The sequence below is a fragment of the Bacillus sp. RC242 genome (assembly GCF_044908245.1).
Classification (GTDB): Bacteria; Bacillota; Bacilli; order Bacillales; family Bacillaceae_G; genus Bacillus_A; species Bacillus_A mycoides.
This window is the reverse complement of sequence record NZ_JBIYCZ010000019.1, coordinates 16,304-30,919: the sequence shown is the minus strand read 5'-3', so window position 1 is coordinate 30,919 and position 14,616 is coordinate 16,304. Positions and strand designations below refer to the sequence as shown.

The following is a 14,616-nucleotide window of genomic DNA, read 5'->3' as shown; positions in this document are numbered from 1 at the left end:
GAGTATGAGATGGTTATATAATTGAGACAAAAAAGGTAAATACCTAGGTGGGGCCTAGGCGGTGTTTTCTTTTTACGGCTTAGATATAAAAACACCTACTCTTTTTTGCCAATATAGGGGATGGAGAGATTATCATGAGCAACATGCAGCAAAAAACAGACGTTATCTTAATTGGCGCTGGAATTATGAGCGCAACGTTAGGATCATTACTTAAAGAATTGGCACCTGAATGGGAAATTAAAGTATTTGAAAAACTCACAAATGCCGGAGAAGAAAGTTCTAACGAATGGAATAATGCTGGTACAGGACATTCTGCGCTATGTGAGCTTAACTATACATCCGAAAAATCTGACGGGTCTATAGATATTGGTAAAGCTGTAAAAGTAAATGAGCAATTTCAACTCTCAAGACAATTTTGGGCGTATCTTGTTAAGAAAAACTTAATTCGTAATCCACAAGATTTTATTATGCCACTACCTCATATGAGTTTGGTGCAAGGGGAAAAAAATGTAGAGTTTCTAAAAAACCGTTTTGAAGCGCTTTCAAAAAACGCTCTATTCCAAGGAATGGAATTTTCTGATGCTCCTGACACATTAAAAAAATGGCTTCCACTCATTATGGAAGGCCGTAACTCTAATGAACCAATGGCTGCAACGAAAATTGACTCTGGAACAGATGTTAACTTCGGTGCGTTAACGCGCATGTTATTTGATTACTTAAAAACTAAAAATGTTGAGCTAAACTACAAACATAGTGTTGAAAATATTAAACGCACGAAGAATGGTTTGTGGGAAGTAAAAGTTCACGATATGAATAGTGGCAAAATCGAACATCATACTGCGAAATTCGTCTTTATCGGCGGCGGTGGCGGTAGTCTACCTCTACTTCAAAAGACTGGTATTCCTGAGTCAAAACATATTGGAGGATTCCCAGTAAGTGGACTATTTATGGTATGTAAAAACCCAAAAGCTGTAGAGCAGCATCATGCAAAAGTATACGGAAAAGCTAAAGTTGGTGCTCCGCCAATGTCTGTACCTCACCTTGATACAAGATATATAGACAACAAAAAAGCTTTACTGTTTGGACCATTTGCAGGCTTCTCACCTAAATTCTTAAAAACTGGCTCAAACCTTGATTTAATTGGTTCTGTAAAACCGAATAACGTCTTAACGATGTTAGCAGCCGGTTTAAAAGAAATGGGATTAACAAAATACTTAATCCAACAAGTTATGTTATCACACGAAAAGCGTATGGAGGAATTACGTGAGTTTATTCCGAACGCTAAAAGTGAAGATTGGGATACTGTCGTTGCTGGACAACGTGTGCAGGTAATTAAAGATACTGATGCAGGTGGTAAAGGAACACTTCAATTTGGTACAGAAGTTGTTAGTGCAAATGACGGATCAATCGCTGCGTTACTTGGTGCTTCTCCAGGTGCTTCTACTGCGGTTCACGTTATGCTTGAAGTATTAGAAAAATGCTTCCCAGAACGTATACTAGAATGGGAGCCAAAGATAAAAGAAATGGTCCCTTCTTACGGCGTGTCACTTACGGAAAATCCAAGACTGTTCCAAGAGCTTCACGCTTCAACAGGACGCACACTTGGGTTAAATGAAAAAGAAGCTGTTCACAATTAATGAATAGATTAAAAAAACGACATAATAAAAACGTCCGATATATTCGGACGTTTTTATTTTCTACTAGAAATTATACTTATCGATATTATCTTTCGTAAATACAACTCGTTCAGGTAATACGATAATACCATTTCCGTCTGCCTCATAGTCATACCCTTGAATAGAGTTCGGCTCTACTTTCACTTTTCCGATTCCTTTTACTTCAAAGCTATCCCCGACTTTTAACTTCTTCCCTTTTACAACAATTTCATTTGCAACATACGTTGCGAGGGCACCTTGTTGTTTTACATCCCATAATCCAAATTGTTGTACTGTTCCTCGTTTTACATAATCACGCATAACGTTCGGTGTCGAAAATCCCGTTACGACTACTTTCTTATCCATTTTTAAGTTCTCAGCCGCTTGCGCCATTGCTGGAAGTGCCGTTGCATCTGGACATATTACTGCGTTAATATCCGGATACGTTTTTAATATGTTCTCCCCTACTGACAAAGACTTTTGTGCATTATTTTCACCGTACTGCGTCGTTACAATTTCCCAGTTCGGATATTTCTTTTTAATAATTTCTTTTGCTTCCGTTACCCATTGGTTTTGATCTGTTACTGTTGGGCTAGAATAAAAGAATGCTACTTTTCCTTTATCCCCAATTTGCTTAGAAGTCATTTCAATTAATAAATTTGCAAGTTGGTCTGGTGTACCTTGACTAATATAAAATGAACGGTCTTTCGGATTTACATCAGAATCCCACGTTAATACAGTCATCCCCTTTTTCTTTGCACGTTGTAATGATTGCGAGAGACCATCAACTGACGTAGATGAAACCATAATCGCATCATAGTTTTGGTTAATAAAATTGTTTATATATTTTACTTGCCCTGATACGCTCGCCTCAGACGGTCCATCATACTTCACTTGTACACCTAACTTATCCCCCATCTCTTTTGCACCTTCACCGCCTGATGTGAAGAAGCCAACTCCTGTTAATTTCGGAATGAATGCAAATTTCACATCATCTGCTTTTTTCTTATCCGCTGTTTGGCTAGAACAAGCAATTAAACCGATTAAACAAATACACATAATAATAACAATCCCCAGTTTTCTCTTCATGACATTTCCCCCTTATGCAAATTCCTTCTTTTCCCCGTAGTGAATCGTTGTAATTTGAAATGTCTCATAATAACAGAAACAATAAGGATAATACCTATTACTACATTAGATTGTTCATTCGTTAAGCCCGTCATTTGCAAACCGTACTGCATGAGTCCTATAAAAATACTCGCTAGTACTGTCCCAATAATACTCCCTTTTCCGCCTGTAATAAGTGTGCCGCCTAATACAACTGCCGTAATTACTGGCAAAATCGTTTCACTTCCAATATCTGCACGAGCTGAACCGAAATACGCTGTTAAGAAAGCTCCTCCTAATCCACCTCCTAACCCAGAAAGTACGTAAGCAATAATCACTACTTTCTTCGTTCGAATGCCGGAATATCTCGCCGTACTTTCATTTGCGCCAGTTAATTTTGCGTAGCGACCATATGTTGTACGGTGAAACAATATCGTAAATACTATCGTTAAAATGACAAGGAGCCATAATAGATTAGGTATACCGATAAAACTACCATTTGCCATTTGCACATACGAATCTGGTAAACCACTTATTCCTTCATAGCCCGCTGCACCCGAACCACCTGAAATAACAAGGGCGATTCCTGCATATAAAAACATCGTTCCAAGTGTAACGACAAGAGGTTCTACATCTGTCATTTTTATAATAAGTCCATTTAATCCGCCCGCTATGCAACTTATTACGAGCGCAATGATAACGGCCAACAGTATAGGCATGCCATTCATCCAAAGTGCTCCGATAAGAATCGAAGTAAGCCCCATAATAGATCCTACTGATACATCAATTCCACCAGTTACAATGACAAATGTCATCGGAATAGCCGCGATTGAAATAATGAGGAAATCGTTCATACTAAAAAGGAGGTTACTAATGTTTAAGAAATCACTATTTATGAAACTAAAGAGAATGAGTTCTACGAGAAGCAATATGAGAAGAACCCCTTCCCATCTATACAAGCTACGTATTCCCCTCATAGATTCACCCTTCTTTCTTCTAGTTGCCGGAGTTTCTTCCATTTTTTTAAGACACTATCTAATATGATGATGAGTAAAAGTAAAAATCCTGAAATAGCACTATTCCAAAATGCAGGTATTTTTAAAAAGACGAGTGAACTGCTTATCACTTCTAAAAAAAATGCACCTAATGCCGCTCCAAATATAGAACCTGTTCCTCCTTTTAAATGTATACCACCTAAAACAGCAGCGGCGATAACTTGCAATTCTATCCCTGTACCTGTTTGATTTGGAACGAATCCAATATTCATTACGAATATACATCCAGCGAGCCCAGCGCTTATGCCTGATATGATAAACGCGTATATTTTCACTTTATCTACATGTATTCCAATAAGCCTTGCACCATCTTCATTATCACCGACCGCATAAAAATATCTTCCAATTTGTACTTTCATTAAAAAGAAATATAGTAGTAGTAATATGATAAGAACGGTCCATACCGTTACCGGAATGCCTAACATCATAATAGAAGAAATTTGTTTATACTCATTCGGAATATCTTCAATCCACTTTCCGCCCGTGAATAGTAACATTGCACCTCTAATAATACCGAGCATTCCTAATGTCATAATGATAGCTGGCACTCGAAATTTCGTAACGCCAATTCCGTTTACCAGGCCAATTAGTGCGCCAAGTATAATTGCCACAAGTACTGAAAAGAAAGCATTGTAACCATCCGTTAACAACATCCCGCAAACCGCAGCGCTTAATCCCATAATAGATCCTACTGATACATCTATATTTTTCGTAAACAATACGAAAGATTGACCAATTGCCAAAATAACTAAAATAACGCTTGATTTCATAATTAAAGATAAAGAGCTAAACTGAACAAAACTAGGATTCATCACTCCAACGAAGGCTATGTAAAGAAGTAATAAAATAATAATAGACGTCTCATGCATTTTAAATAAACGGTTCACTCGGTTACACCTCCATTTCCTCCGTACGCAAGGCGTGTAACTTCATCAATACAAATTTCCTTCTTCTCCAAATGAGAGACGAATGCTCCGTTTCTCATCACATAAACACGATTCGCTAATTGAGCGATTTCTTCCATATCTGAAGAAATTAATATGAGCGCAAGTCCCTTTCTCTTCAAACTTTGTATCGTTTCGTATACTTCTAATCTTGCTTTCGCATCAATACCACGGGTCGGTTCATCAAGAATAATCACTTTCGGATTACATGCAAGATATTTCGCTAGCACGACCTTCTGTTGGTTCCCACCTGATAAAGACGTCATTTTCTCATTCATATGAGGGACAACAATTCTAAACTGTTTTATATACAATTCGGATAAAGCGCTTTCTTTTTTGTTATTTAAAAAGAAGCTACTCATACTGTTTAAAGATGCAGATGTTATATTTTCCTTAACAGACGCAATTGAAAAAATACCACTCCCTGCTCGATCCTCCGGTACATACACCATACCTTCCTTTATTCGCTTATGTACCGAATACTTTGTAATGGATTTCCTATCTAATAAAACAGAACCTGATTTCAAAGGCTTTAATCCACATAACGATTCAGCTAGTTCAGTCCTACCTGATCCAACGATCCCAGCAATCCCAACAACTTCTCCAGCGTGTACAGTAAATGATACATTTTGAAACGCATAGCTTGACGCATTCGTGACATCTAATATTATTTCCGAAGGCTCTATTTCTTTATGTGCAATTTCTTTCTTCTCCTCAAGTCTATAACCTTTCGGCAATAACCCCTCCATTAGCATGTCATATGTATACCTTGATACATCACCTTGACTTACAATCATTCCGTCACGTAAAATCGCTACTTTATTTGCAATTTCAAAGATTTCTGGAAAACGATGCGTAATATATATCATTCCAATTCCTTTTTCTCTTAAACTTTTTATCAATACAAAAAGACTCTTAATTTCGTGAGTTGTTAATGTCGATGTTGGCTCATCTAAAATAAGAATCTCAGCTTCCCTTATTAATCCTCTCAATATTTCTACTAATTGTTGCTGGGCAATGGATAACGATAACCCTAGATCATGAAGTTGAATGTTCCACCCTAATTCTTCTAGCAACTTATTAATTTTATTTCGCAGTTCTTTCTTGTTCGCTTTCATTCCGATACGAATGTTCTCTTCAATTGTCATATGAGGAAAAATGAGCGGTTCTTGTGGTATTAAGTAAATACCATGTTGATGCGCTTCTGCTGTGTTTGAAAACTTTTGTATTTCCCCCTTCACATACATTTTGCCAGCATCGTATGAATACAAGCCCGTTAGTATTTTCGTTAACATTGATTTCCCGGCACCATTTCCTCCAACTAAAGCGTATATATCTCCACGCTCTAATTGTAAATTGACTTCTTTTAATACGAGTTGATCTGCAAATGATTTACTCATCTTTGTAACTTGTAATAAGGGCACGCTCTCCACATGTTGTCACCTGCCTTTATGCAGAACATTTTTTGAGAAAATAATTTTTTGTTCTACTTGTTTTGTAGCATTGTATATTTCTTTTTTCATATCTAGAACACTTTTTTCACTGGGCCAATTATCAGTGTGGGGATGAAACCCTACACTGATTAAAGTTTCACTTTATCGCTTCAACTGGAATAAACAAAATAACGAACACATATGTTTAAGCAGTGGTCAATTGTTGAAAGGGATGAAGAGCATGTCACAGCTGAGCTTTGAAGACAATTTGTTAACAAAAGTAGCTTGGTACTATTATAAAGATCAACTAACCCAGCAAGAAATTGCTTCACTTCTTCACATTTCAAGAAATAAAGTCGTTCGGTTGTTAGATAAAGCACGGACGGAAGGTGTCGTCACATTTCACATAAAAGGTACTGGTTTGCACTGTTTAAGCATCGAACGTGACCTTATGAAAAAATTCCATCTAAAAGATGCTTTCGTTATTCCAACTCCACCTGAGGATTATGCATTTTCACTCGGAAAAGCTGCCGCACAATATTTAGAAACTCAATTGCAACAAGGTGATTTACTTGGGATTGGCTGGGGAGAGACGATAAGTAAAATGCTAGAAAACATTCATTTTGATAGCTCTATGAGTCTTTCAATCGTTACTCTTACAGGAGGCGTAAATCACTATATTCCAAGAAATCAAAGCTATTTAAACTACATGCAAGGCGATCTTCATATTATTCCTACCCCTTTTCTTACATCTACAAATGAAATGACACAAATTATTCTATCTGAACCGAGCGTGAAAGATATGCTTCACGTCGCTTCACTCGCTCATACAGCAGTAGTTGGCATTGGCAGCTTATCTCAAGACGCCACAATTGTGAAAGAAGAAAAATTAACACTATGTGAAATGACTTATATACGTAGTCAAAACGGGGCTGGAGATATTTTAGGGCAATTTTATAATACTGACGGAAAACAATTAGAACTTCCCCATCATAACCGTCTTATCGGCACACCACTCTCTGTTCTTCAAAATATGAAACATGTCGTTGGTGTAGCTGGCGGTACGGAAAAGATAGCTGCAATTTACGGCGCCTTAAAAGGAAAGTTCATTCATACATTAATTACCGATGAAGAAACTGCCCTCTCCTTATTAAGAAAGGAAGGTGACTCTTAATGTCTACTCTATTAGCTTACGACGCTGGTACAGGGAGCATTCGAGCAGTTCTTTTTGATTTAAGCGGTAATCAACTTGCTGTTAGTCAAAAAGAATGGATTCATAAATCAGATAGTCGTTACCCTGGTTCTATGAATTTTGATGTAACTGAAAACTGGCAGCTCGTTCAACAATGTACGAAAGAGGTTCTTCAAAAAAGTAATACGTCCTCCTCTTCTATTAAAGGTATTAGTGCAACGAGCATGCGCGAAGGTTTTGTTTTATACGATAAAAACGGGCAAGAAATATGGGCTTGTGCAAATGTTGATGGCCGCGCATCAGCGGAAGTTAGTGAACTAAAACAAATACGTTCCGAAATTGAAGAAGATTTATATAGAAAATCCGGTCAAACTTTTTCGTTAGGTGCTTTACCTCGCTTACTTTGGATTAAAAAACATGAACCAGACGTGTACAAAAACATTCATTCCTTTACGATGTTAAACGATTGGATTTTATATAAATTGTGCGGCGTACTGCAAATTGATTCTTCAAATGGATGTACGTCCGGTATATTCGATTTACAAAATAGAGCTTGGGATAACTCCATCGCTGAGCAATGCGGTCTTACTCTAGCCTTTTCTCCAAAAGTAAATGAAGCTGGTACAACTATTGGGAATATCACAAAACGAAGTGCTGAATTAACAGGATTACATGAAGGAACACCGGTCGTTGCTGGCGGCGGAGATGCACAAATGGCATCGCTTGGAACTGGAGTTGTAAAGCCTGAACAAACATTTATATGTGGGGGCAGTTTTTGGCAACAAGAAGTAAATATAACAAAACCAGAAACTGATCCAAATGCGGCGATTCGTGTTAATTGCCACGTCATTCCTAACCTATGGCAATACGAAACAATCGCTTTCTTCCCTGGCCTTGTTATGAGGTGGTTTCGAGATGCCTTTTGCCATGAAGAAAAACGGCTCGCTGAAAAACTCAGTATAGAGGCTTATGAATTACTAGAAGAACAAGCGAAAGAAGTTCCTGTAGGCTCACATGGCATAATCCCCACTTTTTCAAATGTAATGAATTATATTTCTTGGCGACATGCTGCACCATCCTTTTTAAATTTAAGTTTAGATGCTGAAAAATGCGGTAAAAAAGAAATGTTCCGGGCAATAGAAGAAAATGCCGCCTTCGTTACATTCGGCAACTTGAAATTAATAGAGGCTCTCACAGGTAAATTTCCTTCTGAAGTGATTTTTGCTGGCGGCGCTGCTAAAGGAAAACTTTGGCCACAAATCTTAGCAGATGTCCTCGGAATCTCTGTTAAAGTACCCGTTGTAAAAGAAGCCGCTGCTTTAGGTACGGCAATTGCCGCTGGGGTTGGTGCTGGCATATATTCATCTATGGCAGAGACTGCCGAACAATTTGTACAGTGGGAAAAAACATTTGAGCCAGTCACTGAAAATCATGAACTATATAAGGAATTCTATGAAACATGGAAAACTGTGTATAACAGTCAGCTCGCTTTAGCCGATAAAGGGCTCACCTCACATATGTGGATTGCACCCGGTGCTCTGTAACACATTACATAAAGTGAAACTTTAATCAGTGGGGGTTTTGTTCCTCCCCCACTGATTATTAGTTGAACCAATCGGGCGTTTACGGGCAGTTGACTTCCCCCTAACTTCTTTGCTCCAGCCAATTTTTGAGATGGGAGTTTTACTGCCCGTTAACGCGGGATAAAGGAGTGAAATGTATGTTAAAAGCGAATGAAAATGATTTCTCCTATCGCTTCGGTGATAACGGCCCGAAATATTTAATACAAGGTCCGAATATTGATCTTGGGCTTGTCGTCATTCAGCCTGGGCAAGAGTTTCAAAATCACTATCATACAACGTGCGAAGAAGTCTTCTATGCGTTAGAAGGCGAAATAGATTTCTATGTGAATAACGAGAGAGTTCCGATCAAACAAGGTGATGTCTTGCAAGTTCGCCCTCATGAATCTCATTATCTTATTAACCATTCCGATAAGCCTTTTAAAGCTGTTTTTATAAAGTCACCACATTTACCAAATAAAGATACTGTACAAACTGAAAATCCAACATTAACGAAGGAGTGATTCCTAATGACTTGGGGATTTAAAAATCGATTAAACACAATTTTACCTGACGGCAGAGCGGTTATGTTAGCGATAGATCACGGCTACTTTTTAGGGCCAATTCACGGACTTGAACAACCGTTAGAAACAGTTAAAAACTTGCTTCCATATACTGACTCCCTCTTTTTAACACGAGGCGTATTAAGTTCCTGTATTCCTGAAAACTGCAACACACCGATGGTTATGCGTGTATCAGGCGGGGCAACTGTAGTAGGCAAAGATTTAGCGAATGAAACAATTGTTACACCTGTGAAAGAAGCAGTAAAACAAAACGCAATTGGCGTCGGCGTTTCTGTCTTTGTTGGATCAGACTTTGAAACACAAACTGTTTCAAATCTCGCAAACGTAGTCTCTGAAGCTCACGATTACGGCCTGCCAGTACTCGGTATTACCGCCGTTGCGAAAGAACTACAAAAACGTGAAGCTCGCTTTCTAGCACTCGCCTCCCGCGTATGTGTTGAAATGGGAGCTGATATTATTAAAACGTACTACTGCGAAGGATTCGAAAAAATCACAAGCACATGCCCTGCTCCAGTCGTAATCGCGGGAGGACCGAAACTAGATTCAATCGAAGACGCATTAAACATTACGTACAATGCGCTGCAAGAAGGTGCAATCGGAGTAGACATGGGCCGAAACATATGGCAGTCCGAACATCCGGCTGCGATGATTCAAGCGATACATGGCATTGTGAAAAATAGATTGAATGTGAAAGAGGCGCTGGAATTATATGATGATGTAAAAAATTAATGTGAAAGACAGACTATTACACTTAAATATACAAAAATTTAATATTCTACTATAAAGAAAAGCCCATATGTTAGATGACTGAGTAATCTAACATATGGGCTTTCTTTTACATTTTACATTTTACATTGTTCCGAATTTAGTCAGGATCTCTACAGATCGCGTACGTTCCAAACAATCTCACCGCGCTCGTCCCACGTACTGTGATGCCGCTCAAATCCTATCTTTTCTAGTACCCGGAAGGACGCAACATTCCAAGCACCTACAGTTGACCAAAGTCTGTGGCGCCCAGTAGCAATCGCAGCCTCCAGCACAGCGGATGCTGCCTCAGTCGCATAACCATTACGATGAACACTGCGGAACAACTCGTATGCAATTTCCGGCTCTTCAAGCGTGGAACGACCGATAATCAAGCCACAGTATCCGATAAAATCTCCTTCGTCTCGCCTACGAATCGTGAGAAGGGAAATGCCATTTTCGGTTGCTCTCTTATGCATCTCGATAAGATCGCTACGAACGGAGTCAATGGTTGGCACGTCCACACCACGTTCGCCAATTAATTTTCTCAGCCAGACTGCATCGGATTCCTCCCACATATTCAGGTCAAGTCGTTCAGTTTTCAGCTGGAACGCCATAGCTTTATATGAAGTTGTCATAGTGAAAACCTCCTAGTTATTTCACTGCACTCATAATAGTTTCGTACCTCATCACCACATCAGATTGGAAACCCGATTGATTTGCAAATCTATTTTCCAACCCTCGCGAAAGTTTACAGAAACAGTATACAAAAAATTAGTATTCTTTTATGCATAAACAATTCCCCTACAAAATAGTCCTTTTTATCAAACTTTATTTAAAATCTACAACAGTTGGTTTAAAGTGACTACACTCTCGTTCATAAATAATTTGTTTTAGATTTTCACTTATCCTATAAGAAATCTTCCTCTATTTCTTAAAATAATGATAAACTCCCACTAATTTTCTGCCATAATCGGTGTATCCTTACTATTTTCACGCTTAATATTTATATTTTTGGCTCTGCTAAATTTTAATATTGAAAATTGAGTAAATTAGAGGGAAACCCAAATATAAGGGTTTCCCGTTTTTATACTTTCGACTTTTCGCTGTTAAGAGACATTTTTTAGCCAAGTAATAATTCGAAGTACCTGAAATGGTTCAAACCAAGTAATTAAAAGCATCACAACGAAGAAAGAAATAAGTGATATGAATTTTAATGTTCCTTTTTCCCGTTTAGCAACTGCTATAAAACTTAGTACAATTCCAACTAAAAAAGAAATAAAACTAAAAAGGACAACCGGCTCAGAATATCCATCTATTATCCAATTTAATCCGAATAATAATATCCCCACAAACATCAAGACTATTGAGAATACACTGAATTTTTTGATAATTTAACCTCCAAATATAATTTTATCATTTTAAGAAAGAAACGATAATTATTTTTTGTTGCATAAGAATGAACAATTACACAATAAATTTAAATAAACGTAAGCTCTCATACGTATCAATCATTTCATATACAAATGACGATAGGAGAAACTCTTTTATATTGTGTTTAGTGCTTTCGTTACTGCAACTATCAATAAATAAAAATCAAACGAGATAGTTATCGAGATCTTTTGTAACCACGCCTTTAAATCGGTCTATCCATTGTTTCATACGAGAATGGAGACCATTTACATTATAGGTTAATAAAGAAGCTGTCTCACAAGTCAGATTTTTGACTAAAAGATGCTTATTTTTCACTTGGGTGTTCCATTAAAAAAGCGAATAAAATGAACAAGCCCCTTTCCAAACTGGATAAGGGGCTATATATACACCTTCAAAGAATTATTCTTGATGAGTGCCATTCAGTTTTGAAACTTTCTTACCATCTCTATAGTCAAGGCAAGACACTTCAATTAACAATCCATTAAACATTGTAAAATAAAAACCATAACTACTACCTCTCATTGCATACGGTTCCTTGTCTATTTCAATGCCACCAGCTACTAAACGATTATATGCATGATCAACTTCACTTGAATTATCCACTAAAAAACCAATATGAAAAGCTTCCGGATACATAACTTCCTTATTCCCCTTAAATGCTTTTGGATCGCTTAGCACAAGTATAAATCCACTCTCATCACTCATCACTACTAGTGCCTTTCCCTTTTGCTCCAAAAATTGAAAATCAAAAAATGTTTCAAAGAAATGTCTAGCTTCTGATAAATCATCGACACATAGATTCAAATGATTTAACTTCATTTACTCATCTCCTTTTAAGCAGAGGGTATATATACTCATATTGATAACACTTACATATGTAAAGAAAGATATACCGTCTAAGACTTTTTTATAGTCTTATGCTTTTTCCTATAGCTTAGAACGTTTTTCGAAAGGAATGCAATCATATGAACAATTCGACATGGAGTATCGATTTACCTATATAATTTGACAAGTGTTATAGCCATATTATTTATTCTCCAAATTAAGTAAAATCCACTCAATCAAGGAAATTGCTGAAGAGATTCGCTCTGTCGTATCTCCTAAAAACACTTTATTAAGTAAATCATCAAAATTATTCGGTTTAATAGATAATGCTTGAATATACCTTAAAGCAGATCCAGCTGGAGGTGTCGGCTTGTTATTAATAGCCCATATTCCCTCTAGTAATGTCCACATTGATGTGTGAACTATGTATGAAGCTTTTAACTCATCTTTCACTTTCAAAGCAGCCTGAATTTTAATAAGCGAACTATTTAACCAATGAGAAATGCTTTTTACTTTATCACTAGAAACAGCATAATTTTCATAATTATGTTGAGCTATTTCCTTTAACCTTTTCAACTCACCGTTACTATCAAATAAAATTTCTCCTTCTAGAAAAGAGTATAATTCCATTGGATTATTTTTAAAGTTTAATTGAATTCTTTTAAAGTCTGCATACTTATATTCAATTAAAATACCTTCTCTCTTTTCAGAATGAAAATCTTTCTTTTGTCCATTCTCTAAAAGAACGTATAAATCTAAATCGGATTCGGGGTATGCGTCACCTCTTGCTATAGATCCGATGAGCATTAATCCACTCTCTTCATTCCTAGCTATATATTCATTTAGAATTTTATGTACTAACTCTTTATGATTTTCATATGTAATAAATGAAAGATTTTCTATCATTTTTACCCTCCAAAGTTATTGAGCACGTAATAGAATTCCTATAAGAATATATCGATATTTCTCAGTTTCTAAAATACGCAAACACCTTTTAAACGATATTGAATTATATTTTTTCTCATACATTTCCATTATAAACACTGCTAATTTTTACATACCGAGCTCTATTTTATTTTCACATACATGTGAAATGCTTAGTCGCATTGCTTTCTATTAATTCTTTGTGCAATTGGGTGATCATCTTTTAGTTGCAGGAGGTCCCATAAATTCCCGTATAAATCCTTAAACACTGCCACAATTCCATATGATTGCTCTTTCGGTTCTCTCACAAATTCTATTCCTCTTGAAATCATTTCATTATAATCTCTCCAAAAATCGTCAGTATTTAAGAAAAGAAAAACTCTACCACCTGATTGGTTACCAATAAAGGGCTCTTGTTCAGGTTTAGATGCCCTGGCTAGTAATATTGTGGTGCCGACTGAACCTGGAGGAGATACCACTACCCACCGTTTGTTTTCTTCTGGCTGATAAATATCTTCAACTAATGTGAAATTTAGTTTCTTTGTATAAAACTCTATTGCCTCGTCATAGTCTTTTACTACTAATGCAATATGAACTATCGATTGAACCATTATTGTCCCTCCTAATCTTACTCACTGATCGAGTTTATATTATAACATTTCTAGTTTTAACCTGTCCGTTAATTCTTCTTACATCACAGGCGAATCATTCTCTTTATTCAATATAAATAACCATCTATCAGTAAGCAGATAGATGGTTATTTATTCGAAAGAATATAATTAAACAAATGTATTTTTACGACTGTTGATAAGTCGATTTCGATGATTTCACATAATAAACCCCGTGCTCAACCTTAATGATATGATCTGGTTTTGGCTTACCGCGGCCCGCTCTATGTCCAGCTAAGTGCTCTTCACTCGTTTCCCAGTTCTTCCATGCTTCTTCCGATTCCCAGCGAATCATAACTACAACTTCTTCGTCTCCGCGTCTTACTTTTTTAACGAGAACACTTAAGTCGATGAATCCTTCAAATTTTTCAATAATTCCTTCTCCTGTGAAACGCTCTACAACTATATTAGATGTACCTTCTTTTACTGTAAATGTCTTCGTTTCGATAAACATATATTCCACTCCCTCTTTGTAATACGAATACTAGTATT

General features: G+C 37.0%; 15 protein-coding genes and 1 pseudogene. 5 read left to right on the top strand and 11 right to left on the bottom strand.

Going from position 1 to position 14,616, the window contains the following annotated elements; genetic code table 11:
• The first annotated feature begins 134 nt into the window (after positions 1 to 134).
• Entirely contained in the window at positions 135 to 1,637 is a 1,503-nt protein-coding gene (locus ABH957_RS25910) for a malate:quinone oxidoreductase (protein WP_404512515.1), read from the top strand.
• A gap of 63 nt (positions 1,638 to 1,700) precedes the next feature.
• On the opposite strand, the gene lsrB is transcribed toward ABH957_RS25910, so the two are convergent.
• From lsrB to ABH957_RS25890, 4 genes are read right to left on the bottom strand one after another with little or no spacing between them, the layout of a single operon-like run.
• Entirely contained in the window at positions 1,701 to 2,744 is a 1,044-nt protein-coding gene (gene lsrB, locus ABH957_RS25905; RefSeq protein ID WP_404453391.1) for an autoinducer 2 ABC transporter substrate-binding protein LsrB, read from the bottom strand.
• A complete protein-coding gene (locus tag ABH957_RS25900) occupies positions 2,741 to 3,739 on the bottom strand; it encodes an ABC transporter permease (RefSeq protein WP_002189993.1) in 999 nt (332 codons plus the stop codon). The genes lsrB and ABH957_RS25900 overlap by 4 nt, the downstream gene beginning before the upstream one ends.
• Entirely contained in the window at positions 3,736 to 4,704 is a 969-nt protein-coding gene (locus ABH957_RS25895) for an ABC transporter permease subunit (RefSeq protein WP_404453388.1), read from the bottom strand. Before ABH957_RS25895 ends, ABH957_RS25900 begins: the two co-directional genes overlap by 4 nt.
• Positions 4,701 to 6,194: a sugar ABC transporter ATP-binding protein gene (locus tag ABH957_RS25890; RefSeq protein ID WP_404453385.1), complete on the bottom strand. Its 1,494-nt coding sequence runs from the start codon at positions 6,192 to 6,194 to the stop codon at positions 4,701 to 4,703. The genes ABH957_RS25895 and ABH957_RS25890 overlap by 4 nt, the downstream gene beginning before the upstream one ends.
• A gap of 241 nt (positions 6,195 to 6,435) precedes the next feature.
• Here ABH957_RS25890 and ABH957_RS25885 point away from each other — a divergent pair, with 241 nt between their 5' ends.
• The 4 genes from ABH957_RS25885 (at position 6,436) to lsrF (ending at position 10,258) form a co-directional block, all read left to right on the top strand.
• On the top strand, positions 6,436 to 7,368 hold the full coding sequence (locus ABH957_RS25885) for a sugar-binding transcriptional regulator (protein WP_404512513.1): 933 nt from the start codon (positions 6,436 to 6,438) through the stop codon (positions 7,366 to 7,368).
• On the top strand, positions 7,368 to 8,930 hold the full coding sequence (gene lsrK / locus ABH957_RS25880; RefSeq protein ID WP_404453381.1) for an autoinducer-2 kinase: 1,563 nt from the start codon (positions 7,368 to 7,370) through the stop codon (positions 8,928 to 8,930). Before ABH957_RS25885 ends, lsrK begins: the two co-directional genes overlap by 1 nt.
• A 176-nt stretch (positions 8,931 to 9,106) precedes the next feature.
• Complete coding sequence (locus ABH957_RS25875; RefSeq protein WP_000909986.1) at positions 9,107 to 9,469, top strand: cupin domain-containing protein; 363 nt, start codon at positions 9,107 to 9,109, stop codon at positions 9,467 to 9,469.
• 6 nt (positions 9,470 to 9,475) lie between these two features.
• On the top strand, positions 9,476 to 10,258 hold the full coding sequence (gene lsrF / locus ABH957_RS25870) for a 3-hydroxy-5-phosphonooxypentane-2,4-dione thiolase (RefSeq protein ID WP_404453379.1): 783 nt from the start codon (positions 9,476 to 9,478) through the stop codon (positions 10,256 to 10,258).
• 149 nt (positions 10,259 to 10,407) lie between these two features.
• Here lsrF and ABH957_RS25865 read toward each other — a convergent pair whose 3' ends face one another.
• The 7 genes and pseudogenes from ABH957_RS25865 to hmoA form a co-directional block, all read right to left on the bottom strand.
• Positions 10,408 to 10,911, bottom strand: coding sequence for a GNAT family N-acetyltransferase (locus tag ABH957_RS25865; protein ID WP_404453376.1), 504 nt, complete (start codon positions 10,909 to 10,911; stop codon positions 10,408 to 10,410).
• 471 nt (positions 10,912 to 11,382) lie between these two features.
• Entirely contained in the window at positions 11,383 to 11,664 is a 282-nt protein-coding gene (locus ABH957_RS25860; RefSeq protein ID WP_404453900.1) for a hypothetical protein, read from the bottom strand.
• Between the two features lie 76 nt (positions 11,665 to 11,740).
• Positions 11,741 to 11,959 (bottom strand): annotated as a pseudogene (locus ABH957_RS25855) (IS1595 family transposase); the annotation flags it as partial.
• 147 nt (positions 11,960 to 12,106) lie between these two features.
• The gene (locus ABH957_RS25850; RefSeq protein WP_404490883.1) at positions 12,107 to 12,526 is read right to left on the bottom strand and encodes a VOC family protein; all 420 of its coding nucleotides are present in this window, start codon (positions 12,524 to 12,526) and stop codon (positions 12,107 to 12,109) included.
• A gap of 207 nt (positions 12,527 to 12,733) precedes the next feature.
• The gene (locus ABH957_RS25845) at positions 12,734 to 13,438 is read right to left on the bottom strand and encodes a nucleotidyltransferase domain-containing protein (protein WP_404453371.1); all 705 of its coding nucleotides are present in this window, start codon (positions 13,436 to 13,438) and stop codon (positions 12,734 to 12,736) included.
• Between the two features lie 191 nt (positions 13,439 to 13,629).
• Positions 13,630 to 14,067, bottom strand: a complete 438-nt coding sequence (locus ABH957_RS25840) for a VOC family protein (RefSeq protein WP_000250787.1) — start codon at positions 14,065 to 14,067, stop codon at positions 13,630 to 13,632.
• Between the two features lie 184 nt (positions 14,068 to 14,251).
• Positions 14,252 to 14,578 (bottom strand): heme-degrading monooxygenase HmoA, encoded by a 327-nt coding sequence (gene hmoA, locus ABH957_RS25835; protein WP_404453368.1) that lies wholly within the window; start codon positions 14,576 to 14,578, stop codon positions 14,252 to 14,254.
• Between the last annotated feature and the right edge of the window lie 38 nt (positions 14,579 to 14,616).

What these genes read in the sequence shown, in the direction of transcription:
- lsrF (WP_404453379.1), top strand. Translation starts at nt 9,476, where the DNA reads ATGACTTGGGGATTTAAAAATCGATTAAACACAATTTTACCTGACGGC.
- ABH957_RS25910 (WP_404512515.1), top strand. Translation starts at nt 135, where the DNA reads ATGAGCAACATGCAGCAAAAAACAGACGTTATCTTAATTGGCGCTGGA.
- lsrB (WP_404453391.1), bottom strand. Translation starts at nt 2,744, where the DNA reads ATGAAGAGAAAACTGGGGATTGTTATTATTATGTGTATTTGTTTAATC.
- hmoA (WP_404453368.1), bottom strand. Translation starts at nt 14,578, where the DNA reads ATGTTTATCGAAACGAAGACATTTACAGTAAAAGAAGGTACATCTAAT.
- ABH957_RS25840 (WP_000250787.1), bottom strand. Translation starts at nt 14,067, where the DNA reads ATGGTTCAATCGATAGTTCATATTGCATTAGTAGTAAAAGACTATGAC.
- ABH957_RS25845 (WP_404453371.1), bottom strand. Translation starts at nt 13,438, where the DNA reads ATGATAGAAAATCTTTCATTTATTACATATGAAAATCATAAAGAGTTA.
- ABH957_RS25885 (WP_404512513.1), top strand. Translation starts at nt 6,436, where the DNA reads ATGTCACAGCTGAGCTTTGAAGACAATTTGTTAACAAAAGTAGCTTGG.
- ABH957_RS25900 (WP_002189993.1), bottom strand. Translation starts at nt 3,739, where the DNA reads ATGAGGGGAATACGTAGCTTGTATAGATGGGAAGGGGTTCTTCTCATA.
- lsrK (WP_404453381.1), top strand. Translation starts at nt 7,368, where the DNA reads ATGTCTACTCTATTAGCTTACGACGCTGGTACAGGGAGCATTCGAGCA.
- ABH957_RS25865 (WP_404453376.1), bottom strand. Translation starts at nt 10,911, where the DNA reads ATGACAACTTCATATAAAGCTATGGCGTTCCAGCTGAAAACTGAACGA.
- ABH957_RS25850 (WP_404490883.1), bottom strand. Translation starts at nt 12,526, where the DNA reads ATGAAGTTAAATCATTTGAATCTATGTGTCGATGATTTATCAGAAGCT.
- ABH957_RS25875 (WP_000909986.1), top strand. Translation starts at nt 9,107, where the DNA reads ATGTTAAAAGCGAATGAAAATGATTTCTCCTATCGCTTCGGTGATAAC.